General features: G+C 72.0%; 14 protein-coding genes. 6 read left to right on the forward strand and 8 right to left on the reverse strand.

The window, feature by feature from the left end:
* Positions 1-8: 8 nt before the first annotated feature.
* The 3 genes from DEJ28_RS13730 to DEJ28_RS13740 all read right to left on the reverse strand — a co-directional run bounded on the left by DEJ28_RS13730 (position 9) and on the right by DEJ28_RS13740 (position 2564).
* Complete coding sequence (locus DEJ28_RS13730; protein WP_111115084.1) at positions 9-833, reverse strand: alpha/beta fold hydrolase; 825 nt, start codon at positions 831-833, stop codon at positions 9-11.
* A gap of 177 nt (positions 834-1010) precedes the next feature.
* Complete coding sequence (locus tag DEJ28_RS13735) at positions 1011-1691, reverse strand: NADPH-dependent F420 reductase (protein ID WP_111115083.1); 681 nt, start codon at positions 1689-1691, stop codon at positions 1011-1013.
* A 54-nt stretch (positions 1692-1745) separates the two neighbouring features.
* A complete protein-coding gene (locus DEJ28_RS13740; protein WP_111117452.1) occupies positions 1746-2564 on the reverse strand; it encodes an inositol monophosphatase family protein in 819 nt (272 codons plus the stop codon).
* A 104-nt stretch (positions 2565-2668) separates the two neighbouring features.
* Here DEJ28_RS13740 and DEJ28_RS13745 point away from each other — a divergent pair, with 104 nt between their 5' ends.
* From DEJ28_RS13745 to DEJ28_RS13770, 6 genes are all read left to right on the forward strand, one after another.
* The gene (locus DEJ28_RS13745) at positions 2669-3625 is read left to right on the forward strand and encodes a LysR family transcriptional regulator (RefSeq protein WP_111117453.1); all 957 of its coding nucleotides are present in this window, start codon (positions 2669-2671) and stop codon (positions 3623-3625) included.
* Positions 3622-4374 carry an ABC transporter permease gene (locus DEJ28_RS13750; RefSeq protein WP_111117454.1) on the forward strand — a complete coding sequence of 251 codons (753 nt, stop codon included), beginning with the start codon at positions 3622-3624 and terminating at the stop codon, positions 4372-4374. Before DEJ28_RS13745 ends, DEJ28_RS13750 begins: the two co-directional genes overlap by 4 nt.
* A gap of 106 nt (positions 4375-4480) precedes the next feature.
* Entirely contained in the window at positions 4481-4738 is a 258-nt protein-coding gene (locus DEJ28_RS13755; protein ID WP_111117455.1) for a hypothetical protein, read from the forward strand.
* Between the two features lie 111 nt (positions 4739-4849).
* Positions 4850-6169: a GNAT family N-acetyltransferase gene (locus DEJ28_RS13760; protein WP_111117456.1), complete on the forward strand. Its 1320-nt coding sequence runs from the start codon at positions 4850-4852 to the stop codon at positions 6167-6169.
* A 174-nt stretch (positions 6170-6343) separates the two neighbouring features.
* Positions 6344-6802 (forward strand): DUF2087 domain-containing protein, encoded by a 459-nt coding sequence (locus tag DEJ28_RS13765; protein ID WP_111117457.1) that lies wholly within the window; start codon positions 6344-6346, stop codon positions 6800-6802.
* A 48-nt stretch (positions 6803-6850) separates the two neighbouring features.
* Positions 6851-7834 (forward strand): squalene cyclase, encoded by a 984-nt coding sequence (locus DEJ28_RS13770; protein WP_111117458.1) that lies wholly within the window; start codon positions 6851-6853, stop codon positions 7832-7834.
* Between the two features lie 216 nt (positions 7835-8050).
* Here DEJ28_RS13770 and DEJ28_RS13775 read toward each other — a convergent pair whose 3' ends face one another.
* From DEJ28_RS13775 to DEJ28_RS13795, 5 genes are all read right to left on the reverse strand, one after another.
* Positions 8051-9049: an ABC transporter permease gene (locus tag DEJ28_RS13775; RefSeq protein WP_111117459.1), complete on the reverse strand. Its 999-nt coding sequence runs from the start codon at positions 9047-9049 to the stop codon at positions 8051-8053.
* On the reverse strand, positions 9046-9984 hold the full coding sequence (locus DEJ28_RS13780; protein WP_220034683.1) for an ABC transporter permease: 939 nt from the start codon (positions 9982-9984) through the stop codon (positions 9046-9048). The genes DEJ28_RS13775 and DEJ28_RS13780 overlap by 4 nt, the downstream gene beginning before the upstream one ends.
* Positions 9981-11651: a dipeptide ABC transporter ATP-binding protein gene (locus DEJ28_RS13785; RefSeq protein ID WP_111117461.1), complete on the reverse strand. Its 1671-nt coding sequence runs from the start codon at positions 11649-11651 to the stop codon at positions 9981-9983. The genes DEJ28_RS13780 and DEJ28_RS13785 overlap by 4 nt, the downstream gene beginning before the upstream one ends.
* Positions 11648-13324 (reverse strand): ABC transporter substrate-binding protein, encoded by a 1677-nt coding sequence (locus DEJ28_RS13790; protein WP_111117462.1) that lies wholly within the window; start codon positions 13322-13324, stop codon positions 11648-11650. The genes DEJ28_RS13785 and DEJ28_RS13790 overlap by 4 nt, the downstream gene beginning before the upstream one ends.
* A gap of 217 nt (positions 13325-13541) precedes the next feature.
* Positions 13542-14816, reverse strand: coding sequence for a D-arabinono-1,4-lactone oxidase (locus tag DEJ28_RS13795; RefSeq protein WP_111117463.1), 1275 nt, complete (start codon positions 14814-14816; stop codon positions 13542-13544).
* Between the last annotated feature and the right edge of the window lie 6 nt (positions 14817-14822).

A 14822-nucleotide genomic window follows, 5' to 3' on the forward strand; every position in this document is an offset into this window, starting at 1 on the left:
CCGTTCCGTCACGCGCGCAACCAGGCCAGGATGTCGGCGTTGATCGTGTCGGCCTCGGTCGTCGGCATGCCGTGCGGGAAGCCGGGGTAGGCCTTCAGCGTGCCGTTCTGCACGAGCTCGGCCGAGAGCGGGCCGGCGTCCGCGAACGGGACGATCTGGTCGTCCTCACCGTGCATGACGAGGGTCGGCACGCTGATCTTCCTGAGGTCCTCGGTGAAGTCCGTCTGCGAGAACGCCACGATCCCGTCGTAGTGCGCCTTCGCGCCGCCCATCATCCCCTGCCGCCACCAGTTCTCGATGATGGCCTCCGACGGCTCCGCGCCCGGACGGTTGAACCCGTAGAACGGACCGGACGGCAGCGCTCGGTAGAAGTTCGACCGGTTCGCGGCGAGCTGGGCCTGCAGGTCGTCGAAGACGCTCTTCGGCAGCCCGCCGGGGTTGTTCTCGGTCTGCACCATGATCGGCGGCACGGCGCTGATCAGGACGGCCCGGGCGACCCGCTCCTCGCCGTACTGCGCGATGTAGTGGGCGACCTCACCGCCGCCGGTGGAGTGGCCGATGTGGATGGCGTCGTGGAGGTCGAGGTGCTCGGTGAGTGCCGCGAGGTCGGCGGCGTAGTGGTCCATGTCGTGCCCGTCCGACGTCTGGGTCGAACGGCCGTGGCCGCGGCGGTCGTGCGCGATGACCCGGTAGCCCTGTGCCAGGAAGAACAGCATCTGGGTGTCCCAGTCGTCGGCGGACAGCGGCCAGCCGTGGCTGAACACGATGGGCTGTCCCGAGCCCCAGTCCTTGAAGAAGATCTCCGTGCCGTCGTTCGTGGTGATCGTGCCCATGAAGGCTCCTTTGTGTGTGCCGCCAGCGCTGACGGCTCCGGGTGGAGGTGGGCTCGGCGACGGGACTGCTCGCGGGGCCCACCGTCAGTGTGGCGAACCAGCCCGGCATCGTGTGAAGAGTTAACACAGTGTTCGCGAAGCGGGCTCGGCGGGCTCGGCGGGCTCGGCGGGCGACGCTCAGCGCGCGAGCGACAGCGCGAAGGGTGCGAACCCGATCGCGCCGAGCAGGCTCGGCACGATGAGCGCCATCGACTCCGTGCCGGACGCCGTGGCGATCGGCCCGAGGTCGACGATCCACTCGTCCTGCCAGCCGAGGCCGCGGAGGACGTCGCGGACGACCGCCTTGGCGTCGGCATGGTCCCCGGAGAGGAACGCGGTCGGCGGGACGTCGAGCGCCGCCGGAGCAGCCATCACCGAGAAGAGCATGGTGTTGAGGCCCTTCACGACGCGGGTCTCCGGGAGCGCGAGCTGCAACCGCTCGCCCAGGCTCCCATCGGCGTACGCCAGGCCGCCGGGCATGCCGTCGGCGGTCCGGGTGGTCGCGTTCGAGACGTCGAGCAGGATCCGTCCGGCGAGCTCGGCGCGGAGAACCGTCAGCCGCTCGAGCGACGTGTCGCCCGGTGTGGCGTTCACCACGACGGCGGCGGCGCGGATCGCGGTCGGCACGTCGGTGACAGTGACCGGGGTGTGCGGGCTGTCCGGGGTGTCCGCCCATCGCTCCTGCGTCGTCGCGGGGTCACGGACCCCGAGGGTGACGGGGTGTCCGGCGGCGGCGAGACCGCGGGCCAGCGTCGTGCCGACACGTCCTGCGCCCAGGACGGCGATGGTGGTGGGGGTGGTGTTGGTGTTGGTGTTCATGGGCGTTCCTTCGGTGTTCGGGGTTCGGGGTTCGGGGTTCGGGGTTCGGGGTGGTCAGCGGGCCAGCACGGCTGCGAGCGAGGGTGCGAGTCCTGGTGCGGCCGCGACGAAGTCGTCGCTCGCGAGCGTCCACGGGGCACCGTTCGTGTCGATCACGGCTCCCCCGGCCTCCTCGACGAGGAGTGCACCCGCGACCAGGCCGGACCGGACCTGCCCGAACTGCCAGAAGCCGTCGACGTGGCCGGCAGCGACCTGCACGAGCTGGACGGTCGCGGGGACCGAGGCGGAGACGAGCAGCGCGGCATCGAGCACGCGGTCGATCGAGCCGCTCATCCGGCGGCGGATCTCCGGAGCCTCGCCCGGCTTCGCCTGGCCGGTGCCGACGAGGGCGGCGACGAGGTCGGTCTTCGCCGACACCCTGATCGGCGTTCCGTCGAGGCGCGCTCCGTCGCCCCGGACCGCGGTGAAGACCTGTCCGAGCGCCGGCAGCACCACGGCCGTGAGCACGGGCACCTCGTCGCGCACGAGCGTCGCCGTCACACCCCAGTTCGGCGAGCCGTGGACGTGGTTGACGTTGCCCTCGGCGGCGTCCGTCACCCACCACTCGCCCGGCCCGAGGGCGCCGTGGCCCTCTTCGTCGTCATCCCACCGTGCGCCGGGGCGGAGTCGTTCCAGGGCGGGGCGGAGCACGGCGATCGAGGCGGCGTCGTTCGCGTCGATCGCGTCGATCAGTGCCCTCGGACCGTCCACGCGGTTCGCGGCGGAGAATCGCTCGAGGAGCACCTGTGCCGCGTTCGCGACGGCGGTCGTCACGCCGTCGAGCAGCTCGCGGTCGGTCGCCGCTCGGGACTCGAGATGCAGGTTGTCGATCATCGTTCTCTCCGTGTCCTCCGACGTGGTCCGTCGGTCCGGGAGCAACGCTACGAACGGACTCGATTGCGCACCAGTACATTCCGCGCAGGTGTAGATTGCGTTTCGTGCAACTGGACCTCAACCTGCTCACCGCGCTCGACGCCCTGCTCGAGGAGCAGAGCGTGACCGGTGCCGCTGACCGGCTGCACCTCTCCGCACCGGCGATGAGCCGGGCGCTCGGGCGGATCCGGCAGGCAACCGGCGACGAGATCCTCGTCCGGGCCGGACGGGTGATGCGACCGACCCCTCGGGCGCTCGCCATGCACGCCGAGGTGCGGTCCCTCGTCCTCCGCAGCCGCGAGGTCCTCACGCCGGAGACCACCCTCGACGTCGGCACCCTGCACCGGACGTTCACGATCCGCGCACACGACGCCCTCGTCTCCGTCCTCGCACCGCAACTGGTCGAGCGGACACGACTCGTCGCGCCCGGCGTCGCGCTGCGGTTCCTGGGCGAAGCGAACGGCGACGACACGGACCTCCGTCGCGGGCTGGTCGACCTGGAGATCGGCTCGGCGGCTCCTGCGGTCGCCGAGATCGACCACGACCAGGTCGCCACGGACCCCCTCGTCGGGCTGGCGCGACGCGGGAACCCGCTGCTCGGCGACGGCGACGATGCCGATGCCGATGCCGATGCCGACGAGGATGCCGTCGACCTGGCCACCGTCGACCTCGCGGCGTGGGCGGCAGCGCCGCACGTCGTGGTCTCTCGGCGCGGCCGGTTCGGTGACCGGATCGACGAGGTGCTCGCCGCTGCGGGTCGTTCGCGCTCGGTGATCGCCTCGGTGGCGTCGACGAGTGCGGCGATCGAGGTCGTCCGCGCCACCGATGCCGTCGTCGTCGTCCCCGGGTCGATCGCTTCGCGCGCGGCGGCCGCCGGGGACACCGTGGCGTTCACCCCGCCCGTGGAGCTGCCGGCCGTCTCGGTCGTCCTGACCTGGCACCGCCGCTCCACCTCGGACCCCGCGCACGAGTGGCTCCGCGGACTCGTGCGGCAGTCGCTCACCGGACAGGGTGCGCCGTGACCGCCGACGCACTCGCCCACACCCTGATCGGTGTGCTCGCTCTCATCGCGGTCGCCACCGGCGTCCTGCTGGCGGCCCGGGCCTCGGCGCCGTGGGCACCGGCGAGCGCCATCGCCCGCGGGGTCGTGCAGCTCGCCGCGATCAGCCTCGTCCTCACCGGTGTCATCCGGTCGCCGCTGCTGATCGGCCTGGCGCTCAGCGTGATGTTCGTCGTCGCCGTCCTCACTGCTGCCAGGCGGCTCGGGGACCTCCGGGCGATGGTGGTGCCGGTCGCGGTCTCGATGGCTGCGGGCATCCTGGTCAGCGGTCTCGTGGTGTTCGGTACCGGAGCCATCGCACTCTCCCCGCGGTACGCGCTCGCGGTGGGCGGGATCGTGATCGGGAACGCGATGTCGATCGCCACGATCGCCGGACGGCGGTTCCGGGAGCTCGTCGACGACCGGTGGGACGAGGTCGAGGGCTGGCTCGCGCTCGGCGCTTCACCTCGGCGGGCGACGACCGACCTGGTGCGGCGGGCGGTGAGTGCGGCGCTCATCCCGACGGTCGACCAGACGAAGACGACGGGGCTCGTGACCCTGCCCGGGGCGTTCGTCGGCGCGGTCTTCGGCGGGGTGTCACCCCTCGAGGCCGGCCGGTTCCAGATCGTCGTCCTCGCCGCCATCATGGCGACGGGCAGCATCACCGCGGTGCTCCTGACCCTGTGGCTCGCACCCGTGCAAACCCGGCCGGACCTCGCCGCCCTGCGCTGACCCTGCGTGGTCCCGCCGTTCCGAACCACCGGACCAGCGCGCAACCGCACCGGCGGGGCGGTGACGACCCGTGCCTCCAGGCCGGTGCACGCGTAGCGTGACGCCCATGTCGCACCGTCCGTCCGTCGCCTCCGCCGATGCGGTGGGTTCCGTCGCGTCGTCCCGGACCAGCAGTTCGGTCGGGTCCTGGGTGGCGGTCGGGTCCGTGCTCAGCGCGGTCGCGGTGCTGAGCATCGGGTCGTTCGCCTCGATCCTGTCCGTCGGGTCGTTCCTGTCCGTCGGGTCGATCGGGTCCGCGCTGTCGATCGGCTCGGTCGGACGCTTCGGAGCCGTCTTCGGCAAGCAGGTCATCGGCCGACGTTGAGCGGCTATCGGGCGCTGCTGACGAGACTCCGTCACCGCCCACCGCTGACGGGACACCGTCAGCGCCCGCCGCTGACGGGACACCGTCACCGCCCACCGATAGTGTCGGACCGTGAGCAACGAGGCATTCGACGACCGCTACGAGCTGCGCGAGTTCGCGCCCGGCACGGACGACAAGGGGGCACCGAACGCCGAGACCGAGGCCTGGATGCAGGCCGTCGGGCTCGGCTTCCACGAGACGCACCCCGGCGACGAGGCCGCGGCCCGCATGGTCGAGCACTTCGTCGAGGACGGCAACACCTGGCTGGGTGCCCACGTCCGCCGCCCCGCACCCGGCTCGGTGGACGAGACCTGGCCCGCCGGCACGTTCGCGTGGTTCCGCAAGCCGCTCAGCTGGGGCGACGGATCCTCGATCGACACGCAGGCGATCTCCGCCGTGACGGTCCGTCCGACCGAACGTCGCCGCGGCATCCTCCGCCGGATGATGACGCACGCGCTCGAGCGCGGGGTGGCCGACGGCTACGCGATGGCGTCGCTCACCGCGTCCGAGGGCACCATCTACCGCCGCTTCGGCTTCGGCTGCGCCGTCCGCGAGCGCGCCGTGAGCGTCCGCCGGAACCGCGCCCTGCCCTTCCTCGCCCCGACCACCGGCACCGTCAGCGTCGTCACGCCCCAGTGGCTCGCCGGTGGCCCGGCCCGCTCGGTCTTCGACCGGTTCGACGCGCGCACGCCCGGTTCCATGGTGCGGAACGCGGGCACCTGGCCGGTGGCGCTCGGCCTCCGGAACTACGAGGGTGAGAAGGCGAAGGACGTCCGCGCCGCCGTCCACCGCCCCGCCGACTCGGACGAGGTCGACGGGTACGTCACCTGGCGCGTCAAGGAGAGCCGCGACGACGACACCGTGCTCGAGGTCGTCGACCTCGTCTACGCGACCGACGCCGCCTACCTGTCGCTGTGGGAGTTCCTGCTCTCGATCGACCTCAACGACGTCGTGAAGTACAACCGTTCACGGCTCGACGACCCCATCGTCGCGGCGCTCGGCGACAACCGCGCGTACGACGTCGACCACGAGGAGGACCACGTCTGGCTGCGCGTCCTCGACGTGCCGGCAGTGCTCGCCTCGCGGCCGTACGCCGTCGACGGTTCGCTGACGCTCGCCGTGACGGATGCGCTCGGGTTCGCCTCCGGCACGTACCGGCTCGACGTCCTGGAGGCACGGGGCCGCGTCACACGCGTCGCCGACGACGCCGACGTGGCCGGCTCTGACATCCAGCTCGACGTGGCCGACCTGGGTGCGTTGCTCATCGGGTCGGTGTCACCGGTCACGTTGGCCGCGGCGGGGCTGCTCCGCGCCGTGGACGCCGCTGCGCCGGCGCTGCTCCGCGCCATGCTGACCCCGCCGCGGACGCCGCACGGGATCACGTACTTCTGAGCCTTGGGCGGGCGGGCGCCGGTGCGGGCGTTCGGTGCGAGCGCCGGTGCGGGCGTTCGGTGCGAGGAAACGTTCCCGGTGCGACCCGCGCGGGGTCGCACGGGGCACGGAACCTCGCACCGGACGAGCCACGCGAGCGGAGCGGGCGACAGACCTCGGCGTAGTGTCGGCGGCATGAGCGAGGTCGCTGCAGCGGTCGGTCGGGCGCGCCAGGCGGTCGCGGTCCTGGCCAGCCCGACCCTCCGTGCCGCCGTCGTGGGTGGTGCGGAGCTCGACGACCGAACGCAGGCGGCGATCGCGGCCTTCGACTGGCTCGGTGCGGACGGCCCGGACGCTCCGGCGCTCGGGCGGACCGCGCGGGCCCTCCAGCGATTGCAGGGGCCGGCGGCGCTGCTCGAGTTCGACCGCATCGCGCGGATGCCCGTCCCCGACGACCAACGGCACCCGTTGTCGGTCCGCATCGTGGAGCTGGTGTTCGACCGGCTGGGGACCTCCCGCCCGGTGCCCGAGCCCGTGCTCAACGCCGCCATCGCGATGTTCGCCGAGGACGTGGCGATCGTGCGACGGGACGCAGTGGACCTCGGGGTGCTCGAGCGGACGGACGACGGGGCGACCTACCGGTTCGTCGGGTAGCGGTGACCGGGCATGCCGGTCGCGCCCGTCGCGGGTAGTCTCCGCGCCATGAGTGACGACACGGTCGGCTGGCTGCTCGACTCCGACCCGGCGATCCGGTGGCAGGTGGAGCGCGACCTCGTCGGCGCGCCGGCCTCCACATGGGAGGCCACCCGCGCCCGCGTCGCCACCGAGGGCTTCGGCGCCGCGCTCCTCGCGGAGCAGGACCCCGGCGGACAGTGGGCGGGCGGCGCGTACTTCCCGTCCGACTTCGACCCCGACAGCCCCGAGGCGAAGGAGCCCGGCCAGCCCTACACGGCGACGACCTGGTCGCTCAACTCCCTGCGCGACTGGGGCGTCGACGCGTCGGTGCTCGGCGACACCGCGGCCCGGCTCGACGCGAACAGCCGGTGGGAGTACGAGCAGCTGCCGTACTGGGCGGGCGAAGTGGACTGCTGCATCAACGCCTTCACGCTCGCGAACGGGGCGTGGCTCGGCGCGGACGTCGACGGACTCGCGGAGTGGATGCTCGAGCACCAGCAGCCGGACGGCGGCTGGAACTGCGAGTGGGTCGAAGGGTCGACGGTGTCGTCGTTCCACTCGACCCTGAACGTCCTCGACGGGCTCCTCCAGCACGAGCAGCTGAGCGGCGGCCGGCACCCGCGGGCCCAGGAACTCCGCGCCGCCCGGCACCGCGGTGCGGAGTACCTGCTCGAGCGGCGGCTGCTGCACCGGAAGTCCGACGGCGAGCTCGTCGGGCCCTGGGCGACCCGGTTCGCGTACCCGTTCCGCTGGATCTACACCGCGCTCCGGGCGACAGATCACCTGCGTGCCGCTGCCCTGCACGAGGGCACGGCACCCGACCCGCGCGCTGCCGACGCGATCGAGGTGGTCCGTGCCGCGCGGAACGACGACGGAACGTGGACGCAGGGCCAACGACCCCCGGGACGGCAGTGGTTCGAGGTGGACGTCCCCGCCGGCGAACCGTCGAAGTGGCTCACCCTGTCGGGCACGCGGGTCCTGCGCTGGTGGGACCGAGCGTCCGTCGGCTGACCCGCGGACCTCGCACCGTGCGAGGTCGGGCGTCCGGCGCCTCGGTCGCGCGGCCGTTCGGTGCGAGGAAACGTCCCCGGTGCGACCCGGGCGTGGTCGCACGGGGAACGGAACCTCGCACCGGACCGAGCGGCGGCGTGCGCACCTCGCACCGTGCGCGGCACGCACCGTGCGGGCCCCGCACCGTGCGCACCTCGCACCGTGCGAGGCACGGCCCTACGCGCGGCGGCGCACCCTCGGGTCGACGAACGCGTACACGACGTCGACGATCACGTTCGCCGTGACGATGAGCATCGCCGAGAACAGGGTGAAGCCGACGACGACCTGCAGGTCGAGCGTGTGCACCGCGTCGATGAGGAGCGCCCCGAGGCCTTGCATGGAGAACACCTTCTCGGTGATGACCGCGCCGCCGAGCAGCGACCCGAGGTCGAGCCCGAACAGGGTCACCACTGGCAGGATCGCCGTCCGGAGCCCGTGCCGCACGACGACCTGGCGTTCGCGGAGGCCCTTCGCGCGGGCGGTCCGGACGAAGTCCTGCGACATCGACTCGAGCATCTCGCCGCGGGTGAGCCGGGCGTAGATCGCGGCGCTGATGAACGCGAGGACGCACCACGGCAGGATCAGGTGCGTGAACCAGCCGACGGGGTCGTCCGCGAAGGCGACGTAGCCGCTCGTCGGCAGGACGCCGAGCACGAAGCCGAACACCAGGATGCCGAGCAGTCCGACGAGGTACGAGGGTGCGGACACCCCGGCGACCGCGACGGTCATCACGGCTCGGTCGACGAAGGTGCCACGGCGGAGCGCGGACAGCGCGCCACCGGCGACCCCGGCCACGAGCCACAGCACGGCGGCGCCGACCGCGATCGACGCGGTGACGGGCAGGCGCGTGAGGATGAGGTTCGTGACGCTGTCGTGCAGCTGGAACGAGTACCCGAAGCACGGTGCGGCGCAGTGGATGACGGACGCCCCGGAGCCGAAGGTCCGGCCGGTGAAGATGCCGGCCAGGTACGCACCGAACTGGGCTATCCACGGCTTGTCGGTGCCGAGGAACGCCTGCACCTCGCGCAGCCGGTCGGGCGTGCAGGGCTTGTCGCAGATCGCCCGTGCCGGGTTCGTCGGCAGGAGCATGAACAGCGCGTAGGTGATCGCGGCCACGACGAACAACACGACGACGGCACCGAGGACACGGATGGCGATGAAGCGGAAGGTGCTCATCGGTTGCTCCCTCGCGGGTCGAGGGCGTCGCGCAGGGCATCGCCGAGCACGTTGAAGGCCAGGGTGATGAGGAACAGCGCGGCGCCGGGGAACACGAGGTACATCGGGTCGGTCTGCACCCAGCCGATCGCGTCGCCGATGCTCCGGCCCCACGACGGCGTCGGCGGGGTGACGCCGACGGCGAGGAACGACAGCGCGGCCTCGGCACCGATCATCGACGGGATCGAGATCGTCGCGTAGACGGTGATCGTCGCGGCGAGGTTCGGCAGCAGCTGCGTCCGGATGACGTGCCAGCGTCCGGCGCCCATCGCGGTCGAGGCGACGACGTAGTTCCGGCTGACGAGCGACAGCGTCTGACCGCGGACGACGCGGGCGACGGACGGCCAGCCGAAGAACCCGATGACGAGGACGACGAGCACGGGCTTCGGGAACGACGTCGGCACGATCGCGGTGAGCGCGATCATGAACACCAGGGACGGGAAGCCGAAGATCACGTCGACGACCCGGGAGAGCACGCGGTCGTACCAGCCGCCGAAGAACCCGGTGGTGACGCCGACGAGCACGCCGATGACGATCGAGACGACGGTCGCGGCGAGCCCGATCCCGAGCGACGTGCGGGCACCGTAGGTGACGATGGCGAACAGGTCGCGGCCGGTCAGCGGCTCGACGCCGAACCAGTGCTCGGCGCTGATCCCGCCGCCGAAGCCCTTCGGCGCACCGAACGAGTTGAGCGCGTCGATGTTGTACCCGTACGGGTCCTGCCCGGTGACGGCGGCGATGAGCGGCGCGGCGACGGCCACGACGACGAACACCACGATGACGATCGCGGAGGCGACGGCCCAGCGGTCCTGCCGGACCCGTCGCACGACGGCGCGGAAGCCGGTGCTGCGGTTCGCGGCGGCCGAGACCGGACGGTCGACGACGTTGGCGGTCACGAGGCCACCCCTTCCCATGCACGCCAGGCCTCGCGGCGAGCAGCCTGTCGCACCGGGTCGGCGACGGGCGCTGCGGCGAGGAGCATGCGCGTGTAGTCCTGCTGCGGGTCGTCGAGCACCGCGTCGGTCGTGCCGCGTTCGACGACGCGTCCGTTCCGGAGCACGACGACCTCGTCGGCGAGCTGGCGGACGACGGCCAGGTCGTGGCTGATGAGCAGCATGCCGAACCCGAACTCGTCCTGCAGCGAGGAGAGCAGGTCGAGGACGGCGGCCTGCACGGTGACGTCGAGCGCGGAGGTCGGTTCGTCGGCGATCACGAGCGCGGGCCGGAGCGCGAGGGCCCGGGCGACGGCGACGCGCTGCCGCTGTCCGCCGGAGAGCTGGTGCGGGAACCGTTCCGCCCACGACGGGTCGAGCTGCACCGCGGTCAGGAGGCCGCGGACCCGGTCGGCTCGATCCGCGGGCGACGCTGCGTCGTGCACGAGGAGCGGTTCGGCGATGCTCCACCCGATGGTCTGTCGCGGGTTGAGCGAGGACGCCGGGTCCTGGAAGACGATGCCGACGCGGCTGCGCACCTGCCGGAGGCGCTTGCCGCGAGCGGTGCGGAGGTCGCTGCCGTCCACCTCGACCGAGCCCGCGACGACCGGTACGAGACCGGCGAGCGCACGCCCGATGGTCGACTTGCCGGAGCCGGACTCCCCCACGAGACCGAGGGTCTCGCCGGCGCGGAGCTCCAGGTCGATGCCGGACACGGTGGGTTCGCCGCGGCGTGCGTACCGCACGGCGACGTCGCGCAGCTGCGCGACCACCGGCCTGGAGGCGCGACTCGCGTCCGCAGCGGCGACCAGCGGTGATCCGCTGGTCGCCGTCTCGGACCCGCCACGCGCCTCCAGGCTGGGGACGGCCGCGAGCAGTGCCCGGGTGTACCCGGCGGTGGGGTGCGCGAAGACCTCGGCGACGGTCCCGTGCTCGACCGGGTCGCCGCGGCGCATCACGAGGACCTCGTCGGCGACGTCCGCCACCACCCCCATGTCGTGCGTGATGAGCAGGACCGCGAGCGACCGCTCCCGGCCGAGGCGGCGGAGCAGGTCGAGGATCCCGGCCTGCACGGTGACGTCCAGCGCGGTCGTCGGCTCGTCCGCGATGAGCGCCACCGGATCGCCGGCCAGCGCCATCGCGATCATCGCGCGCTGCAGCTGCCCACCGGACAGCTCGTGCGGGTACGCCTTCCGGATCCGCTCCGGGTCGGTGATGCCCGCGGCCCGCAGCAGCTCGTCGATGCGCGCGGACACCGCGGCACGGCTGAGCTCCGTCGGGTGCGCCCGGACCGCCTCGGCGATCTGCGTGCCGATCGACAGCACGGGCGTGAACGAGTTCATCGGCTCCTGGAACACGACGCCGATGCCCGCGCCGCGGACGGCGCGCAGTTCGTCGTCGGAGGCACCCACCAGCTCGGTGCCACGGAACCGGATGCTGCCGGAGACGCGGGCCTCCGGCGGCAGCAACCCGAGCACGCTCATCGCGCTGACGGACTTGCCCGAACCGGACTCACCGACCAGGGCGAGCACCCGGCCGGGCGTGAGGGAGAAGGTGACGTCACGGACGACGGGCTCCGCGTCGCCGAACGCGACGCGGAGCCCCTCGACCTCGAGCAGCGGCGAACTCACTTCGCGAGCGAGACCTTGAGGTAGTTCGGGTACGCCGGGAAGTCCGCGATCTGGAAGTTCTGCACGTTCGAACCGGCCAGGAAGGACTGCTTCGCGTAGGTCAGCGGGACGATCGGCGCGTCGGCCATGATCTTCTTGTCCGCCTCGGCCCACAGCTTCTGCGCGTCCTTCTGGTCGACGGTCGCGCTGGCCTCCTTGATGAGGGCGTCCACCTCGGGGTTGCTGTACTTCGAGACGTTGTAGCCGCCCCCACCGATCTGCGACGAGTCGTAGAGCGGCTGGATGTTGGCGTTCGCCGACGGGAAGTCCGGCTGCCAGCTGAACAGCGCCAGGTCGAAGTCGGTGCCGTCCGTCACGGCCGTGTAGAACGAGTCGGAGTCGAGCGGCTTCAGCGTGACCGTGATGCCGGCGCGCTTGAGGCCGGCCTGCAGGGCCTGCGCCTGAGCGAGGTTCGACGGGTCGTTCTGCGTGGCGAGCGTCAGCTTGAGGTCAGACACGCCGGCTTCCTGCAGGAGCTTCTTCGCCTTCGCGACGTCACCCGTCGCGCCCGGCTTGTACAGGTCGTAGTCCTGGCGACCGGCGATGCCCGGCGTGATGAGCGTGGTGGCGTAGGAACCGGCGAGGGCACCGCCCGCGGCGATCCGGAACGACTTCTTGTCGACCGCGTACTGCAGCGCCTTCCGGACCTGCAGGTCCTTGAGCGAGCCCTTCTGCGTGTTGATCGCCATGTAGGTGATCGGGCCGGCCTTCGACGTGGCGAGGCGGTCCTGCGCGGACGGGTTCGACCGGACCTGGTTCAGCTCGGCCGCGCCGAGGTACGTGGCGCCGAAGGAGTCCTTCGCGTCGCCGTTGTCGGCGATGAGCGTCTGGGTGACCGTCGACGGGTCCTGGCTCTCCTGGAACACGACCTTCGACGGGCCGGCGGTGCGGACCTCGTCGGTCTTCGCGCTCCAGGACTTGTTCCGGACGAGCGTGATCTCGGAACCCTGCGTGTTCGACTGCACCTGGTAGGGGCCGGAGGCGACGGGCTTCGCGTCGTACGCACCGGTGTCGGTGCCGTCGCCCTCGGGGACCGGCGCGAACGCCGGCATCGACACGAGCCACGGCCAGTCGCCGTACGCCGCGTTGAGCTTGAAGACGATGGTGGAGTCGTCCGGCGTCTCGATGCTGTCGAGCGTCTTGCCGTCGAACGGGCCCTTGTACGTGTCACCGCCGACGAGGAGCGACTTGTGGTAGCTCAGGCCACCGGTGAGGGTCGGCGCGAACGAGCGCTCGATGCCCCACTTGATGTCCTTCGTGGTGATCGCGGAGCCGTCCTGGAACTTCAGCCCCTTCTTGAGGTGGTAGGTCCAGGTCTTGCCGCCGTCGCTCGAGTCGCCGGTGTTCGTCGCGAGGTCCGGGACGACCTTCGCCGTCTTGCCGGGCTCGACGTCCCAGGCGGTCAGACGACGGAGCACGAGGCCGAGCGTCGTGATGTTGAGGTTCTGGCTCGTCGCCGGGTCGAGGTGCACCGACGTCGCCGTCGTGAGGATGTTGAGCGTCCCACCCTTGCTGGTGCCGCCGGCGCCGCCCGACGCGTCGTCCGAGGCTCCCCCGCCCGAGCAGCCGGCGAGCGTCAGTGCTGCTGCTGCGGCCACCGCTGCGGTGATGATCAGGCGCTTCGGGCGTCTCATGACGATGCTGCTCCTCGTGGGAAGAAGGGGGGTTTCTGACGGCCGTGGGGTGGTCGTCGCGGGCCTCGGGTCCGGGTCACCGGGCGTCGTCCATCCTGACACCGGGGTGGTCACCCGTCCGAATCCCGCGTGCGACGGACGTCGCACGGCGTAACGGTCCAAGTCCGGTGCGACGTCCCGGTATTCCCGATGCGTTCGTCCTGGATCCGCCGAGTGCTCAGGCCAGGACGCGCGCCAGGAACAGGTTCCGGAACCGGCCGGTCGGGTCGAGGTCCCGCGCCAGGGCGGCGAACGACGACAGCCTCGGGTACACCTCGTGCAGCCGCTCGGCACTCGTCGCCGAGACCTTCCCCCAGTGCGGCCGGGCGTCGAACGGCGCGAGGACGTCCTCGATGCGCTCGACTGCGGCGGCCACGGCGGCGGCGTCCCGTCGGAACGTGAAGTGGATCCCGACCGACTGCCGTCCCGACGACGGCGCGAGCCAAGCCGTGTCGGGCGCGACGGTGCGGACCTCGGCGGCGATGAGGAGTGGGGCGAACAGCTCCTGCAGCGGCCGCAACGCCTGCAGCGCCGGCACGGCCGAGGCCGCGGGCAGCAGGTACTCCGCCTGGATCTCCGCCCCGGTGGAGGGGGTGAACGAGGACCGGAAGTGCGGCAACCGCTCGGACCACGGCCCGGGCACGCCGCCCTGCTCGGTGACGCCGGCAGGGTCGTTCTCGCCCGGGTGCACGGGACCGGTGGCAGGGCGGGCGCCGAGCGCGACGAGGTCGACGGACGGCGCCGGCTCGTCGGTGCGGTGCTTCACCCAGACCTGCCGGGCACCGCGGTCGTCGAACGACGTGAACAGCGACACCGAGTACGCGTCGGACACCACGGCGTCGAACTGCGACACCACGGCGTCCCATGGCAGGTCGAGGTGCACCGTGGTGGCGACCTGGAACGTCGGCTCGATCGCGAGCTCCACCGCGGTGACGACGCCGAGCGCGCCGAGCGCCACCCGGTGGGCGTCGAGCGCCCCGTCCGGCGAGGACGCGTCGACGAACACCACGGAACCGTCGGCGCGGACCACCTCGAGGCCGACGACGGCCTGCGCGAGCGAGGGGTTCCGCACACCGGAACCGTGCGTGCCGGTGGCGACCGCCCCGGCCGTGGAGATGTGCGGCAGGGACGCGAGGTTCGCGAGGGCCCAGCCACGTGCCTCCAGGCCGGCGGCGACCTGACTGTGGACCATGCCGGCGGCGACGCGCACGACGCGACGTTCCGTGTCGATGTCGAGCACCGGCGGCAGGTCCGCGAGCGACACCTGCAGGGCGTCGGTGTCGGCGATCGTGTTGAACGAGTGCCGTGACCCCAGCGCGGTCAGACGCGGCGTGGTCACCACGAGCCGCTGCACCTCGTCGAGGGAGGTCGGCCGCGCCAGACCCGACGCCCGGTAGGTGACGTTGCCGGCCCAGTTCGTCCGCGTGCGCTGCGCTGCGATCACGTCGCTCATCGTACG

Origin of the sequence: Curtobacterium sp. MCPF17_002, from assembly GCF_003234115.2 — a bacterium.
GTDB lineage: Bacteria > Actinomycetota > Actinomycetes > Actinomycetales > Microbacteriaceae > Curtobacterium.

Coding starts and splice junctions, on each gene's coding strand:
- DEJ28_RS13730 (WP_111115084.1), bottom strand. CDS start 833: ATGGGCACGATCACCACGAACGACGGCACGGAGATCTTCTTCAAGGAC.
- DEJ28_RS13735 (WP_111115083.1), bottom strand. CDS start 1,691: ATGAACACCAACACCAACACCACCCCCACCACCATCGCCGTCCTGGGC.
- DEJ28_RS13740 (WP_111117452.1), bottom strand. CDS start 2,564: ATGATCGACAACCTGCATCTCGAGTCCCGAGCGGCGACCGACCGCGAG.
- DEJ28_RS13755 (WP_111117455.1), top strand. CDS start 4,481: ATGTCGCACCGTCCGTCCGTCGCCTCCGCCGATGCGGTGGGTTCCGTC.
- DEJ28_RS13765 (WP_111117457.1), top strand. CDS start 6,344: ATGAGCGAGGTCGCTGCAGCGGTCGGTCGGGCGCGCCAGGCGGTCGCG.
- DEJ28_RS13770 (WP_111117458.1), top strand. CDS start 6,851: ATGAGTGACGACACGGTCGGCTGGCTGCTCGACTCCGACCCGGCGATC.
- DEJ28_RS13775 (WP_111117459.1), bottom strand. CDS start 9,049: ATGAGCACCTTCCGCTTCATCGCCATCCGTGTCCTCGGTGCCGTCGTC.
- DEJ28_RS13790 (WP_111117462.1), bottom strand. CDS start 13,324: ATGAGACGCCCGAAGCGCCTGATCATCACCGCAGCGGTGGCCGCAGCA.
- DEJ28_RS13795 (WP_111117463.1), bottom strand. CDS start 14,816: ATGAGCGACGTGATCGCAGCGCAGCGCACGCGGACGAACTGGGCCGGC.